The 15619-nt window shown below is 39.1% G+C and carries 12 protein-coding genes; 5 read left to right on the top strand and 7 right to left on the bottom strand.

The genetic code is table 11. From position 1 onward, the window contains the following. Positions 1-10 precede the first annotated feature (10 nt). The 3 genes from ACMAZF_RS03585 to ACMAZF_RS03575 all read right to left on the bottom strand — a co-directional run bounded on the left by ACMAZF_RS03585 (position 11) and on the right by ACMAZF_RS03575 (position 6282). Entirely contained in the window at positions 11-4306 is a 4296-nt protein-coding gene (locus ACMAZF_RS03585; protein WP_435276107.1) for an EAL domain-containing protein, read from the bottom strand. Positions 4307-4671: 365 nt separating this feature from the next. Beyond that, complete coding sequence (locus ACMAZF_RS03580) at positions 4672-5331, bottom strand: OmpA family protein (RefSeq protein WP_435276106.1); 660 nt, start codon at positions 5329-5331, stop codon at positions 4672-4674. Between the two features lie 132 nt (positions 5332-5463). After that, complete coding sequence (locus ACMAZF_RS03575) at positions 5464-6282, bottom strand: MOSC domain-containing protein (protein WP_435276105.1); 819 nt, start codon at positions 6280-6282, stop codon at positions 5464-5466. A 115-nt stretch (positions 6283-6397) separates the two neighbouring features. On the opposite strand from ACMAZF_RS03575, the gene ACMAZF_RS03570 reads away from it, so the two are divergent. Together ACMAZF_RS03570 and ACMAZF_RS03565 are read left to right on the top strand one after the other, a co-directional pair. Continuing rightward, the gene (locus ACMAZF_RS03570; protein ID WP_435276104.1) at positions 6398-9097 is read left to right on the top strand and encodes a bifunctional acetate--CoA ligase family protein/GNAT family N-acetyltransferase; all 2700 of its coding nucleotides are present in this window, start codon (positions 6398-6400) and stop codon (positions 9095-9097) included. 163 nt (positions 9098-9260) lie between these two features. Continuing rightward, positions 9261-9452, top strand: a complete 192-nt coding sequence (locus tag ACMAZF_RS03565; RefSeq protein WP_435276103.1) for a bacterioferritin-associated ferredoxin — start codon at positions 9261-9263, stop codon at positions 9450-9452. A 1-nt stretch (position 9453) separates the two neighbouring features. On the opposite strand, the gene ACMAZF_RS03560 is transcribed toward ACMAZF_RS03565, so the two are convergent. Together ACMAZF_RS03560 and ACMAZF_RS03555 are read right to left on the bottom strand one after the other, a co-directional pair. Continuing rightward, positions 9454-10377, bottom strand: coding sequence for a histone deacetylase family protein (locus ACMAZF_RS03560; RefSeq protein WP_435276102.1), 924 nt, complete (start codon positions 10375-10377; stop codon positions 9454-9456). A gap of 141 nt (positions 10378-10518) precedes the next feature. Further along, the gene (locus tag ACMAZF_RS03555) at positions 10519-10815 is read right to left on the bottom strand and encodes a PilZ domain-containing protein (protein ID WP_435276101.1); all 297 of its coding nucleotides are present in this window, start codon (positions 10813-10815) and stop codon (positions 10519-10521) included. A 91-nt stretch (positions 10816-10906) separates the two neighbouring features. Between ACMAZF_RS03555 and arfB the strand changes: the two genes are divergently transcribed. Then, positions 10907-11338, top strand: a complete 432-nt coding sequence (gene arfB / locus ACMAZF_RS03550) for an alternative ribosome rescue aminoacyl-tRNA hydrolase ArfB (protein WP_435276100.1) — start codon at positions 10907-10909, stop codon at positions 11336-11338. 34 nt (positions 11339-11372) lie between these two features. Here the strand turns inward: arfB and ACMAZF_RS03545 are convergent, their stop codons facing one another. Beyond that, on the bottom strand, positions 11373-11624 hold the full coding sequence (locus ACMAZF_RS03545) for a hypothetical protein (RefSeq protein WP_435276099.1): 252 nt from the start codon (positions 11622-11624) through the stop codon (positions 11373-11375). 81 nt (positions 11625-11705) lie between these two features. After that, the gene (locus tag ACMAZF_RS03540; protein WP_435276098.1) at positions 11706-12524 is read right to left on the bottom strand and encodes a hypothetical protein; all 819 of its coding nucleotides are present in this window, start codon (positions 12522-12524) and stop codon (positions 11706-11708) included. A gap of 309 nt (positions 12525-12833) precedes the next feature. On the opposite strand from ACMAZF_RS03540, the gene ACMAZF_RS03535 reads away from it, so the two are divergent. Both ACMAZF_RS03535 and ACMAZF_RS03530 read left to right on the top strand, forming a co-directional pair. After that, entirely contained in the window at positions 12834-14255 is a 1422-nt protein-coding gene (locus tag ACMAZF_RS03535) for a sensor histidine kinase (RefSeq protein WP_435276097.1), read from the top strand. Then, complete coding sequence (locus ACMAZF_RS03530) at positions 14252-15583, top strand: sigma-54-dependent transcriptional regulator (protein WP_435276096.1); 1332 nt, start codon at positions 14252-14254, stop codon at positions 15581-15583. Before ACMAZF_RS03535 ends, ACMAZF_RS03530 begins: the two co-directional genes overlap by 4 nt. The last annotated feature ends 36 nt before the right edge of the window (positions 15584-15619 follow it).

Raw genomic sequence — 15619 nt, 5'->3', positions numbered from 1 at the left:
AAGTATTACATCAAATTGTCGTACTATATTTCGTATTTTTTTGATTTTTTAGCAGATAGGAAGTGAAATCTTGCTCCGATAATGGACGACTATAAAAATACCCTTGAATAGTTTCACAATTTAACTGCTTAAGTGCTGCTATCTGCTCTTCTTGTTCAACACCCTCAGCCACGACAGATACATCCATATTGTGAGCAATTGAAATAATAGATGCCACCATTTGGCGCTCTTCCTTTTCACGTCCTAAATCATCAATAAATGCTTTATCAATCTTAAGTGTATGAATAGGGAAGCGGCGTAAATAACTCAACGAAGAATACCCTGTACCAAAATCATCTAATGCCAAATGAATCCCCTTGTCAACGAGGCCTTGCATAGTAGTGATAGCTAGTTCAGGATCTTCAATGACCGTCCCTTCGGTAATTTCTAACTCCAAGTTTGCCAATGGCAATTGAGTGCATTCTAAGATGTGATCAATTCTCTGTAATAAATCTTCTTGAGAGAATTGCTTTGCAGCAAGATTAACCGCAACCCGACCGTTAAATAAACCATTTTTACGCCATTGCTGCGTTGCATAACATGCTTTATCTAGTACTTTTTCACCAATGGCAATAACAAGACCAGTATCTTCCGCAATTGGAATAAATTCCGAAGGGCTAATCATACCTAGCTCAGGGTGAACCAAGCGCACAAGTGCTTCCATGCCCATTACAGATTCTGTTTTTAAATCAATTTTGGGCTGGTAATAGACTTCAAACCAGTCATTCTTAAGGGCTTGTCTAATCATTCCTTCAATCTGTAAACGCCTAACGGCTGATTCATTCATCGACGAATCAAATAACTGATAGCTAAATCCTGACTCTGATTTCGCGTGATACATCGCTGTATCTGCACTTTGCAGCATATTCTCTGTCGTTTCCCCATCGTTTGGATAGATAGCAACACCAATACTACAATTCATCACTAAGCTTTCACCGTTTAAATCAAACGGATCCTGCATTGCACCTTCAATGTCATACAGCACTTGGGTGATCATACTAATATCGTTAATATCTTCTAACAGTAAGGCAAACTCGTCACCGCCGAGTCGACATAAAAGATGCTGACAGTTAATTTGATTATCGATACGCTCACTAATCATACATAATAATTTGTCGCCTTCATCGTGTCCCATCGAATCATTGATCTTTTTAAAGTTATCCACGTCCATGGTTAACAATGCATGAGGCTCTTTACGGCGAATTAAATTACGGTGTGCATATTGAAAATAAGAACGATTAGGTAACTTAGTTAATGGATCGATATTGGATAGGTCACGAAGTTCTTGTTCTGTTTTCTTTCGTTGAGTTATATCTGAAAACGCAGCAACGTAATGACTAATTTCATCGTCATTATCAAGCATCGGATTAACATGTAACTCTATACTATATTGTTCACCATCAGGTTTAGTAGCATTAACTTCACCATTCCAGCTCATCCCATTATCAAGCCTACTTTTAATTACCTTAGCAACTCGACCATGATAAGTGTTGAAAACTCTCTGATTATTGAGCACCTGTTCCGGCGTAAGACCCGTAATTACAGCAAAAGACTTATTTACGTCAACGACATTAAACTGTAAATCCATAACATATATGGCATCAGAGATATTTGACATAACATTCGCTTGCATATTCAAACGCTCTTCAGCATTTTTTAGCAACGTAATATCTCGAATCGTGCCAGACATTCGAAGTGGCTTGCCATCAGATGTACGCTCTACAACTTTGGCGCGATCAACAATCCATATCCATGAATCTTCACCATGGCGTTTAATCCGGTAACTCGCTTCAAAAAATTCGGTTTCGTCAGATAAGTGAGCCGAAAGCCTAACGGAAACTTTTTCTCTATCTTTAGGGTGAATTTTAGAAAATTCACTCTCACTAAGTCCCTGGTAATCAAACTGTTGCCAATGCTCACTGTGATAAATTTTATTCTTAATGATGTCCCAATCCCACATCAAATCACCGCTGCCCCATAAGGAGAGCCCTAATCGCTTCGCAGCACTCTGAATCTCTTTCGCTGATCTCTTGCGTTGAGCGATGATATTTAAAACGCCAATAACAAACAAGGCAAACATTACAATGTAAAAAGCAAGCGCATGTGGCGATAGCCACCATGGTGGAAGAATCGTAATTTTTAAACTGTTGCTAGCTAAGACCTGCCCGGAATTAATATGCAGGGCTTCGACTTCAAATCGATACGTTCCGAATTCTAAACTGGTATAGGTAGAGGTTCTACTTTTCTTCCCTTTCAACCATGCATTATCAATATCAATTAACTTATAACGATACTTGATTTTCTCAGGCTGAGGATAGTTCACCAAATTATAAGTAAGTTCAAACGGATAATCAGAATAGTCTAAGGTAAGTTCTTTAGCACTTACAATCGATTCTTTAAGTTTAATATTCCCATTAATACTTTGGTTAATTTCAACATCATTATTAAATACCGTTAAGTTGGTAAATAGTAAATTAAGCGTGCCATCTTTATACTCTGTGTTTTTAGCAGGATCAATAAAGTTAAGTCCTTTAGAGCTACCAAAGAAAAAGAGTCCCTCATTACTTTTTAAAGCACTATTATCGTTAAAATCCTTACCACCGAGACCGTCTAGTTGATTAAATTGGTAAACTTTATTATCGGCAGTTAACTCAATAATCCCATTATCACTAGACATCCATAAGTTTCCAGTATCGTCCTTCAACACCGAATAAATAGTTCTTTTCTTCAATTTTTTATGGCTGTAATGGTTTTTAATACTATCGAGTTCATAATTGAATTCGTATACTCCACTACTCCCTGTACTAACGTACACATCATTTTCACCAACGAACACAAAGCTAATTCGTTTACCTGAAAGTTTAGAAACTTCTTTTGAGAGTCCGCTAATTAAATCAAAAACAAAAAAACCATTCAGGGTCCCAACGTATAACCTTCCACGATGTTGTTTAAGTGTAGTTATATATGGCAATGAGTTATCACCTATTGCCATGCTTTCTATGTTTGACGCATTTTGAGCATTAATATCTATTCTATAAAGCCCTCTACCCCATGATGATGCGTATATGTACCTATCATCATGGGCTAGGTAAGTGACTTCAAAATTAATTAGTGGCTGGCTATCCTTATTAATCGATTCCTCTAATATTTGAAACCTATTTAAGCCAATATCAGAGCCGATGTAGACATAACTCCCTACTATAGCGAGTGATTTAATGCCGTTGATTTTAGAATCAAATAAACTTACCTCTTGTCGTTTTGGATTAAACCGAGAAAGCAGTGGTGAGTTTCCAGCAATCCAAATATTATTGGACTGATCTTCACTTATCGACCAAACAACATCATCAGGAATCCCACCATTACTTACGGATAAGCGTTGAAAGAATTCACTTTTCGCAAGATGAACACCGAGACCCGATTGCAGCGTACCAAACCAAAAGTTTTCTTTGCTATCCACTAACATTGAAAAGACTCTTTTATTCGGTTCAAGTACTGATACCAAATTTAGAGCGCCTGTATTCATTTCAAATTTAAAAATTCCTTGATTAGATGACACTAACAAGAATTTATCTTTATAAAGGCTGGCTCTAACGAAGTTTATTGGTGCATTACCCGCAAGTTCATAGATTGTAGATATTGCGCCCTTCGAATAAAATAGAATATCTTTGTCTCTAACAATTAGATAACTATTATTTTCTAGCTGTACAAATTGATTAATTCTTTCGGTATTAAGAATGATATTTGCTGGATTTTCTTGTTCAAGTCGATAGAGGTTATTTAACCAAGGATCGAATAGAAAATTATCGCCTCGATCCGTAGATAACCAAATCAAGCCGCTATTATCTTGAAAAATCGTCTTAACCTCTTTTAATGGAAAAGCACGATCAGCTAAAGTGGTATTCAACAATTCAAAAGATTTAGTAATTCTATTAAACAAGTACAACCCATTACTTGCACCTACCCAGATTCGTTTCTGCTTATCCTCAAAAGCACTCCAAATATATTCGTCTGCAAGACCTCTATTTGCCAATGACTCAAATTTTTCTAACTTTGCATTGTACTTATTTAACCCCGACTCAGTCCCCACCCATAATTCCATATTGGAATCAATAAACATCGCGGTAACAAACTCATTAGATAGTCCGTCATCGGAAGAACTAAAGTGTCTAAATTCTATCCCGTCAAATCGATAAACCCCTGCTGGGGTACCGAGCCAAATAAAGCCTAATTCATCTTCGACAACAGAAAGAACAGTCGACTTATTCAACCCCTGCTCTATAGAAAAATAATTAAACTTGGTGACAAGTTGAGCTTTCGATGTGTTAGATAATTTTGCGTGCGAAAATTGAGAGTAAAAAAAGCTAAAAGAAAAAGTAAATATTAGAAAAAATCGAAGAATTGGATACATAAAAGTAACAGCCCAAAGTCAAAGCTCATCGCTTAGTAAATTAGTTTTATTTTCTTATCAAGAATAATCCTTTATAGACAGAAAATACAAGTTAACAAAACAAATTAATAATTGCTATTAAAAGCCAGATCATTTGGCAGGTTTATTAATATACTAAGTCATGATGAGAATGAGAAGAGTTAAAATAGCGTTTAACATCAAACGCTATTTAATTAAGCAGATACTTATTGAGGGTTCGCAACAATGTCTAGTTCGACACGTCGGTTAGCTTGTCGTCCCTGAGCTGTTTCGTTAGAAGCAATAGGTGATTGAGAACCAAAACCACGACTCATCAAACGAGCAGCGTTAATGCCACGCTGTTGTAAATAACCAGCAACTGCTTGTGCACGATTAGCAGACAATGTTTGGTTACGACTAGCATTACCTGTGCTATCAGCATGACCAGCGACCATTAAACGCGTATCTTCAAATTTTGCTAAAACACGTGCAACGCCATCAAGCGTATTATAGAAGTTAGGGCTGATGTCGTATTTGCCAGTTTTAAACGTAATGTTGCCAGGCATAATCAAACGAATCTTATCACCTTCACGTTGCACCTGAACGCCAGTACCTTCCATTTCTTTACGAATTTCAGATTCTTGCGAATCCATATACGCGCCAATTCCTGCGCCAATAGCACCACAACCTAGTCCAGCATTACGCGCATGTTTACTATTTTTCTTAGAGCCAATCAATGCACAAACAACTGCTGCGCCAAGACCATAGGTTGTCGCTTTATTCGTTCGACTTTCACCTGTATATGGATCGACAGATTGACATGCTCCTAAAGTAAGGGTTGCTGAAGCAACTAGAACGGCCGTAAGTTTCTTTGTAAATAATTTCATATTTTTATCCAATTATGCGCTAAATTTCGAGATGTATTATAGCTTAATCATAGATGCTGAATGCACCCTAAACAAAACCTTTTTACATTACTTTTCAATTGCTTTTAAAAAATTACATTTTTATAAGAACAATTACTTTTCACCGTAAATAATAGGTTGATGTGTCGATAAAACCTCAATTCTATCCCCTACACTAATTATTCCTTGATTATGAGCAATCAGATTCTCTCCAAACATTAATCGCCCTTTTGGATCGGCACGAAACGTTTTTAATGTAGTTAATGGTTCTTTGCTTTTTCTGAATGCATAATCATCCATATTGACCGTTGTCATGACACAACGTTCACAAGGCTTAACAAATTCAAATTTAACATCGCCAATTCGAATCCTTTGCCATGTGTCTTCGATAAATCCGGGTTCACCATCAAAGACCAAATTGGTTCTAAATTGAGACACCTGTGAAGGTTCGCTAGCACGTTTATTTAACTCGTTCAGCGAATTTTCACCAATGATCAATAATGGATAGCCGTCTGAAAATGCAATAGATTGCGCTGAGTTCTCAACTAAACGCGCAGACTCCTTTGAAACAGATACCAGTCGGACATGATGGGACAAAACCTCACTAAACCATAGATTGATTGCATCATCAGCACACAACGCTTGCATATCATGACGCCAAATATTGACATCAACAGGGCGCTTAAACTGCGATCGATTAATCGCCAATTGTTTACCGTCGGCGCTCACAACAACCCAGCCATTGTCATCGAGTAATACTTGCAGTGCTAATAATTGTGGCCACTTTCGAGCAGTCACAAATTTACCGCGATTATCTACAAGCATTAATTGGCGATCAAATGCCAATCCCGTTTTTCCAACGAATGCATGTGACAAAGATATACCACCTAAAGATTTTATTGGATAGACATTGATTTGCGTCAGCGTTGCCATAAAATAATCCATTACAATGATTTGATATGGCTGCACTATAGCAAACTAGAAAATCACGCGCCTAAATAAATCCCAATTAGTTAGTAGTTGTATTGCGTTAGGATGACAAATAATTATGAACCCCATTAATCGATTCTTTAACCCTAAATCTATAGCAGTCATAGGAGCATCGAATTCTGTGCATCGCGCAGGTAATCTTATTATGCGTAATCTACTGCAGGGGAGCTTTTCTGGCCCCATCATGCCAGTCAATTCAAAGCATCAATCAATATGTGGGGTTTTAGCGTATAAAAATGTAGCTCAATTACCACAGGTTCCAGATTTAGCAATTATTGCAATCAATGCTCGCTACTGCGTAAAAGTATTGACCGAACTTGGTGAGTTAGGCTGCCAACAAGTTATATTACTTGCCGCAGGCATAGTTCAGTTACCTGAGATTGATGACTTATCAGGTAATGAGCAACTAAAATCTATTGCCAAGCAATACGGTATTCGAATTTTAGGCGGTAGTAGTCTCGGTATGCAAATCCCGCATTTGGGGTTAAATGCAAGCTTTGCCCACCAGCAAGCTCAAAACGGAAAAATCGCTTTTATTTCGCAATCCTCATCCGTAGCCACGACAGTGTTAGACTGGGCTAATCATAAGAACATGGGATTTTCTTATTTTGTCTCTGTTGGTGAAACGATTGATTTGAGCTTTAACGAAATTCTAGATTTTTTGAGTCGTGATTCAAAGACACAAGCCATATTGCTTTATATTGACGGTATAAAGGATCATCGTCACTTTATGTCTGCCGCTCGAACAGCGGCGCGCTCAAAGCCAATTATTGTCATTAAGTCTGGTTCAACGAGTGAAGGGGCGATTTCAGTCTCCCATCATACCGGCGTGATGGCTGGGTGTGATGCTGTCTACGATGCCGCATTTAGACGTGCAGGTATGTTACGAGTAAATCACTTACGAGAACTATTTGCGGCATTTGAAACGCTAGCTCACACTAAACCGCTATCAGGGGAACGCCTTGCCATTGTGACTAATGGCGGAGCGCCAGGTATTATGGCTGTAGATACTTTGATTTCTCGTGGAGGTAAGCTTGCTGCACTTGAAAGTGACATCATTGAAAGATTATCAACACTTCTACCAAATCACTGGTCAAAAGCGAACCCTGTCGATATCGCAGGCGATGCCAGCCCTGAACGATTTGCAAAAACACTTTCGATCCTACTAGATTCAAAAGAGATCGATACATTGCTAGTTATTCATTCGCCGTCAGCGGTAGCAAGTGGTGAAGAATTTGCACAAGCAATTATCAAGAGCATTAATCAACACGCACGTGGCAGACAGATTAATATTCTCACTAATTGGATGGGAGAAGGTTCAGCCCACCAAGCACGAAAAATGATCAGGAAATCCGGAATTCCAACATTCAGAACACCGGATGGTGCAGTTGGCGCATTTATGCATATGGTTGAGTATCGCCGCAATCAACGCCTGTTACAAGAAACACCTAAATCTATTTCTCGTCATTATCAAACTGCACCCGATGAAGCACGGAGAATTGCTCAAGAACTTATCAACAGTGGCCATAACGTTATCGACTTGAATAAGGCAGCGCCACTGCTAAATCTGTATGGTTTAAATTCATTGGCCACACACCATGTCGACTCACCAGAACAAGCGGCGACTCTTGCTACAAAAATCGGATACCCTGTTGCACTAAAACTTAGCGCCCCAGCATTAACCCATAAAGCGTCAATCGATGGCATCAAACTCAATCTAATGAACGAAGAAGCTGTAAAGCTTCATGCACAAACAATGCTTGAAGCACAAAGCGACAACGAATATATCGACGGCTTGAACCTGCAACAAATGGCAAACACGGCAGGTACACAAGAGTTAAGATTCGCTATGCACAACGATGCGATTTTTGGACCGGTGTTATATATTGGTGAAGGCGGAACAAGCTGGGATTTAACTCAAGATGCCGCGGTAGCTCTCCCGCCATTAAACACGGCACTGGCTCGATATCTAATCATTGGCGCTATAAAAAGCGGAAAAATAAAAGCACACCGAGCGTTAACCGAATTAGATATTAACGCCCTATCTATCACCATAACTCAGTTATCTTATCTCATTATTGACTGCCCTGAAATTGCGTCCTTAGATATCAATCCATTGTTAATGCAAGACGACAATGCGACGATTTTAGACGTCAATATCCAACTAAAAAGCTGCGATAACGACGGGATCCAGCGACTTGCAATTAGACCATACCCACGAGAGCTAGAAGAGTTAATTACGTTAAAAGATGGTCGCGAAGTTCTGCTACGTCCTATAAAAGCAGAAGACGAACAAAGTCATTTTGAATTCAATGATAGCTTGAGCAAAGAAGACAGATACAAGCGCTTTTTTGGTGAAGTTGGGCAATTGAGTCACGAACAAATGGCCAAGATGACTCAAATAGACTTTGATCGAGAAATGGCGTTCATTGCGTCATACCGTGACGAGAATGAGAAATTCCACACATTAGGCGTAGTTCGCGCAATTACCGACGCTGAAAACCAAGAAACTGAATTCGCGGTCGTTATCCGAGGCGATATTCAAGGGCAAGGCTTGGGGAAATTATTGATGTTAAAAATGATTAACTACTGTAAACAGCGTCATACTCACATGATGACTGGGCTTACGTTACCACAAAATGCAGGCATGATTAATTTGAGTCGCAAACTTGGGTTTAACGTTAAATTTGATATTGAAGAAGGTTGGGTAGATATGCGGCTTGATTTACAAACGTACCAACTTCCCTTAGAAAAATAATTAAATCAATTTACCGTTGATTTTATATCAACGGTAAATGTTTGATTCAATGACGTTCTGTAAAATATGCCACCATTTAGCTCACAAAACCCTCAAAAAACTATTCAAATAATAATTAATATCATTTATACTTCATTCTTAATTTTTAATGAGAATCGTTACTATGTTCGTTTGTGTATGCAAAGGTATTACAGATAAAGACATCCGCCAGGCTGTCAATAATGGCGATCAGTCAATAAAATCAATTAAAGAGAAATTTGGTGTAGCCAGTCAATGTGGTGGTTGCATTACGTTAGCCAAAGAAATTATTGATGACCAATTAATTGCTAACGCCCAGTTTTATCAAGTCGCTTAAGCTATAACTTTGCCAGAGCTCTAATGTGCGCTAATGCACTTCGTCCAAGCACACCATGCTCATAGCCCCCTTCCAACATAGATACAATTCCTAAGCAATGCTCATTGTTCGTATACTGCGAAAGTTGCTCAGTCACCCACGTATAATCTGGATCGTCCAAATTGATATGCCCCATGTCATCATTTCGATGGGAATCAAAACCAGCAGAAATTAAGATCAAATGTGGCTTAAATGACTCAATTGCCGGTATCCAGCTATCTAATACTAGCGATTTAAACTCCGCCGCCCCTTCTCCTGCAGCCATCGGAGACTTTATGTGATTTTCATGTTGCGGTACAGGATCGCTAAATGGATAAAATGGATGCTGAAATAGCGAGCAAAATAACACATCATCATTATCTTTAAAGATATCTTCTGTTCCATCACCGTGGTGTACATCAAAGTCGATGATTGCAACCCGCTCAATAGCATCAAGCGTTAATGCATGAGACGCAGCTATCGCAATATTATTGTAAAAACAAAAGCCGCTCGCTTTATCACGAAATGCGTGATGTCCTGGTGGCCGAATATTACAAAACACCGCCTGATGTTCGCCTTTAACAACTAAATCGACAGCTTGAACGCCAGAGCCAGCTGCTCGATTGGCAGCCTTTAATGTATTGGCACACATTTGAGTATCACCATCAATATTGATAATACCTTCATGAGGAATGCGTTCATACAAACTGCGAATATATGAAACGCCATGAACCCGCAATAAATCAGTATTCAAAACATCGTCAGCATCAAAATGGTCAATGCTATATTCAAGACCACTAGCAATTAATCTATCTGAAATATCATCAATTCGATTTGGCTGCTCTGGATGTAACTTATCTATTTGATGCCGCCGACAATCGGGGTGAGAAATAATCGCTGTGCTCATTATGTTTATCGCCGATAAAATTTAAAAGTTACCGCATAGTAACAAAATTTTGCGGTGAACAAACTGGACTTAAGTGCAATGAAATTTAGCCAATAAAAAAGGCTTGATATAAATCAAGCCTTTTCAGGAAACCGCTCTACTTTATGCACTTATTTGCATACTACAAGCCACTTCAAATTCGCCATTATTCGCTTCTTGGCACCGTAATACTTGTGCTTTTGCCATCAACGGTGGCACACTACCCCCGCCTGAATTTACTTCGATGAATAGTTCGGCATCTTGTGGCAAAGGTTCATCGGTTGCGAATGACACGCCTTGTGCACTTAAATTATGGACCGTGCCAACCATTAAATCGTTAGAGCCATCCATTTTAAACCGCAAACCACAATCGACATACATGCGTGTGAAACTTCGGTGATCATCAACATTAGTAATCATAACGTTCCCCTAAAACATTAACTGACACTTTTAGTTTAGTTAAAAATTAAGACAGCGGTGAGAATGAAGTGAAATTCATTTAAAAAATATTATGCTTAAGATATCAAATACAATTTCGATTCCTGCGCAAGAGATTGAATTACAATATATTCGCGCTCAAGGCGCTGGTGGTCAACACGTCAATAAAACCTCGACGGCTGTTCATCTATTTTTTGATATCAACGCGAGTGAAGCTTTGCCACAGCGACTAAAACAAAAGTTGTTAACCACCCCAGATCACCGAATCAGTAAATCAGGTAAAGTCATCATAAAAAGCCAAGGCAGCCGCAGCCAAGATAGAAACAGAGAAGTTGCATTAGAACAATTTGTCCAACTACTTCAACAAGCTAATAAAGTAGAGAAGAAACGTATTGCCACGAAAGCGACTTATTCTTCGAAACTAAAACGACTCGATAAGAAAAGTCAGCGCAGTCAAGTTAAGAAACTACGCCGCAATAAATCGATTGAAAAAAATGATGTTTAGCTGACTTTAACCTGATAATTATCGTCAGATCAGGTTATTTGAAAAAGACTTTACCACCAATCATTTTAAATGCGCCGACACCCCGAATCAGAGTATCACGTGCAAATATTTGGTGGCACTTGGGGCAAGTACAGGACACCAACGTATAATCCTGAGCGATACGTTCCTTAAAGCATTTGACTAACGCTCCTTTACCGCCTTTTCGATATTTATAGAGCTGAGTTTTACATGACTGGCAATAGACATCGACCGTTTTAGAAGGTCCTTTTTTATTTGGCTTCGCCATACTTATTTTTCCAATAAAAAACCTCGGCCAGTATAGCCGAGGCGTTCGAAAATAAGAACTAATTGAGAGAGCGAGTTAAAACTATCTTTTGCTGTCTAGCATTTGTTGCAATTTATCGAGCTCTTCTGGCGAAAACTCACCATGCTTGATCAGTTTGAGAATTGCGTCTACATGCCCTTTCATCAATGTGTTACCTTCGCCAAGTACGAACGTTTGAACCATTTTCTTGTCGCCATCGCCTTTGATAATAATTTCTCCATCACTACCGTCAACAACGAATACACGCTTATCTTCATCTTCCATTTCTTCGATGTTAATCGTAATTGCTTCGCCGTGCTCATTTAAGCGCTCGCGAATGACAAAGGCATGCTCCTCATCCATCAGCTCATTTAGCACTTCAAGCTCTTTAAGACCCTCTAGTTTCTGGATATGTTTAAGCTTACCTAGTTCGTCTAGTTCAAGCATTTTAATGCGAAGTTCTTTACCACGAAGTTCAGCGAGTTCTTCGATTTCTTTGACTTCCATTTCAGATAAGAAATTCTCATCTTTCTTCAGTTCATCCAAACTTTTAGCTACATTCGCGAGTGCTTGTTTTACTTTCGCCATGGTTTGCTTGTCTAAATGAGCCAAATGCGAAGACACTTCACTTAAATTTTGAAGCTCTTCTGGCGATAGCTCAAAAATGTGTTCTTGATTGTTACTATCAACAAAAACACGTACTGGTTTACCCGCCTTTGCTTTAACTTCAATACGACGCTCAATCGTTTTTTTCTCGGACTTCTGCTCTTTAACTTCTTTCTCCATCTCAACGAATTCCTTTTCTTCTGCATACAAAGGACCATTGATCACAAAAATTGAAGCTACTACCGTATTAATAATTGATTTTGAAAAAACTGACATATTACATTCTCCGTTTATCATGATGTATCACGATAAATACAAGCAGCGTACCAACTAATAATTAATCATATATAACATAAGGTTAGATATAAATCTTTACCTATTACTTAAAAATGAAGATGGAAAATATCCTGATATCGGGATATCTTATCCTGATATGGGGAAACACTGAAATGTAAACAGTAATGATGCCTCGTAAAAATAAATTTAACTCATTGATTTTATAAGTCTAAACGTAGTTAACTGTTCTGGCCTGAGTATTGAATAAACAATGTATTGTAATTAACCGTCCTCCAGTCAAGGAATCACATGTCATTAAAGCGTTACATCTTCTTGCTGATCGCATTTATCATTTTGACGTTAACAGCGGTACAACTTAGCTTCGTGTCTTATGTGCAAGATCAAGTCAATCAGGAAATTCAACAGACCTCGAAGGCGCTTTCGGCTCAAATTATTGAATTTGCGCAAGAGAGTTTAGAACAAGCACCAATGAATGACGAGACAGCCAAGAAACTCATGGCGAATGCGTCACTTAATCAATTTTATAATATTAAGATCATTCAACCTGAACGAAAGATCATAAAGATTAACGACTACTACTCGCTAGAGGTAGACAACGGAAAACCTGTCATCGAGCTGACACCTCATTTTGATCAAGTAATAGAAAATCAAGATCTCAAGATGCTGCTCGGCGCTATCGACATTGTACAAAATGACGATCACGAGAGCTTTTCGTTAATCAAGCAGACCAAGGATAGCCTTGAGCAAAAGACTTTTGAATTTCAACAACAAAACGCGGCAACCAACACCTACTTTAACAATTTATTTATCCTCACCTTTGCCATGGCGAGTTTCGGTCTTATCGCGGCCTACTTTATGGCTAAACACATCAGTGAACCACTAAAACAGCTAAAGCAAGGTTTTAACCAGTTGGAACAAGGTGATTTCAATGTGTCATTACAAGAGCAAGGTATCGCAGAGACCCGTAAAACTCTGACTCAATTTAACGCAATGACCCAGCGCCTCGCTCAGCTCGACGAACAATCAAAACACTACGCTGCCGTTCAACACATGTCAGATATTGGCGAAATGACGAGAGGTCTTGCACATGCATTGCGAAACCCCATAAACACTATTGGTTTATCAATAGAACAAATGGCAGAGCCAACGGTTAACGACAGTCAGCGGACCAAAATAGCACAAGCAGCGCGGGAAAAAATAACGGCAATGGACAACACCATAAAATCTTTATTAACGCTTGCTGCTGACGAGTCTTTAATCCCAGTAGCATTTAATATTTTCCAAGTGATTCAAGATGTTACTTTAGAAGTCGCGGCAACAAGTCGTCATAAAATTACGATAGCGTCAAAAAAATCATTGCCTTTTATTGGCCATGAAAGCGAAATACGTTCAATAATTCATAGTATCGTTGTCAACGCTATCGAAGCGTCTTGTGATTGTACTCCCGTAAAAATTAAAGCAGAATTAATAGAAAACAAATTAATCATTACCATTGAAGACCATGGCACTGGCATTGATGATTTAGTAAAAGATAAGCTCTTTAAACCCCATATAACAACGAAACCAGAAGGTGCCGGCATGGGACTTTATATCGCGAAACGCTTATGTCAGTTGCATTATCATGGTGATATCACGTTAGTTGATAATCAACCTCACGGCTGTATTGCCACCATAACTCTTATATCACTCACCATAGCAGACGAATTATGATCAATTTACTTATCGTCGAAGACGACGAACAACAACGCGAAATTATTGAAACGATCGTCGATAACGATCTTCATTATGTCACTAGCAGTGCCAGCGTTGAAGAAGCTATTCTAATCCTAAAATCACAACCGATAGACGTCATATTTAGCGATTGGAAACTTGGCGCCCTAAGCGGCATTGACCTGCTAAACTTCGTTAGAAAAAATTATCCACAGATTGGATTTTCCATTGCAACGGCCTATGGCACCATTGCTCACGCAGTCGAAGCAATGGAAGCAGGTGCCGATGATTACCTAGCTAAACCGTTTCAGCGCCAAGCATTGTTGCTTTCAATCGATAAGTCCTACAAAGCAAATCAACTTCGTAATGAAAACAGCCAGCTTAATGAAGCACTCGTTGAGCAGAATAACCTTGCCGGAATCATTGGTAACGCAACCAGTATGACGAAAGTATTTGAGCGCCTAAAGCGAGTATCACATACCAATGCAACGGTATTGATTAATGGTGAGAGTGGCACAGGTAAAGAGTTAGCTGCGCGTGCTCTACATGACTTGTCCAATCGTCAGGGAAAATTTATTGCCATTAATTGCGGTGCTATTCCTGAATCTCTCGCCGAAGCGGAACTATTTGGCGCGCTCAAAGGTGCGTATACGGGCGCTGATAGTGATAAAGAAGGAAAAATTCAAGCTGCCCACCAAGGAACTCTATTTCTCGATGAAATAGGTGAACTTCCTTTATCACTGCAAGCTAAACTGCTTAGATTTTTACAAGAAGGAACCATTTTTCCAGTGGGGAGTCATCAGGAGCTAAAGCCCGACGCACGCGTCGTTGTAGCCACTCATCGAGATTTGGTTGATATGTCACAGCAAGGAGAGTTTAGAGAAGATCTCTACTATCGCCTTAACGTCGTACCGCTCGTTATGCCACCACTACGTGAGCGCCGTGAAGATATTCCTAAACTCATTTCCCATTTTACACAAAAGTTTGCCGCACAATACAGCAGCCCACAGCCTACCATAGACAAAAGCATTCTAAAGCAACTCTTAGATTTTCACTGGCCGGGAAACGTGCGAGAGCTCAGCAACCGTGTGGAGCGATTCATCTTACTCGATGATGAACAAGAGCTGATCAATGGAATGGATACAAGCAGAAGCGCACAACATCAATTTACATTACCCAGCACAGGTATTAATTGGGAAGCATTCGAAAAGCAATGTTTGCAAGATGCCTTAAGACAAAACAATGGCAATAAAACGAAAGCCGCAAAATTCTTAGAGCTCGGTTATAAAGCGTTTCTATATCGATTAGAAAAACACGCGATTGCCTAATATTTAACAAACCAACTGTTTGAGTGATCTAATTCA

It is taken from the genome of Psychrobium sp. nBUS_13, assembly GCF_051201665.1.
Classification (GTDB): Bacteria; Pseudomonadota; Gammaproteobacteria; order Enterobacterales; family Psychrobiaceae; genus Psychrobium.
This window is presented reverse-complemented; position numbering and strand designations above follow the sequence as displayed.

Excerpts from the sequence above, each read along its gene's own strand:
- ACMAZF_RS03580 (WP_435276106.1), bottom strand. The coding sequence starts at position 5,331 with ATGAAATTATTTACAAAGAAACTTACGGCCGTTCTAGTTGCTTCAGCA.
- ACMAZF_RS03575 (WP_435276105.1), bottom strand. The coding sequence starts at position 6,282 with ATGGCAACGCTGACGCAAATCAATGTCTATCCAATAAAATCTTTAGGT.
- ACMAZF_RS03570 (WP_435276104.1), top strand. The coding sequence starts at position 6,398 with ATGAACCCCATTAATCGATTCTTTAACCCTAAATCTATAGCAGTCATA.
- ACMAZF_RS03565 (WP_435276103.1), top strand. The coding sequence starts at position 9,261 with ATGTTCGTTTGTGTATGCAAAGGTATTACAGATAAAGACATCCGCCAG.
- ACMAZF_RS03560 (WP_435276102.1), bottom strand. The coding sequence starts at position 10,377 with ATGAGCACAGCGATTATTTCTCACCCCGATTGTCGGCGGCATCAAATA.
- ACMAZF_RS03555 (WP_435276101.1), bottom strand. The coding sequence starts at position 10,815 with ATGATTACTAATGTTGATGATCACCGAAGTTTCACACGCATGTATGTC.
- arfB (WP_435276100.1), top strand. The coding sequence starts at position 10,907 with ATGCTTAAGATATCAAATACAATTTCGATTCCTGCGCAAGAGATTGAA.
- ACMAZF_RS03545 (WP_435276099.1), bottom strand. The coding sequence starts at position 11,624 with ATGGCGAAGCCAAATAAAAAAGGACCTTCTAAAACGGTCGATGTCTAT.
- ACMAZF_RS03540 (WP_435276098.1), bottom strand. The coding sequence starts at position 12,524 with ATGTCAGTTTTTTCAAAATCAATTATTAATACGGTAGTAGCTTCAATT.
- ACMAZF_RS03535 (WP_435276097.1), top strand. The coding sequence starts at position 12,834 with ATGTCATTAAAGCGTTACATCTTCTTGCTGATCGCATTTATCATTTTG.
- ACMAZF_RS03530 (WP_435276096.1), top strand. The coding sequence starts at position 14,252 with ATGATCAATTTACTTATCGTCGAAGACGACGAACAACAACGCGAAATT.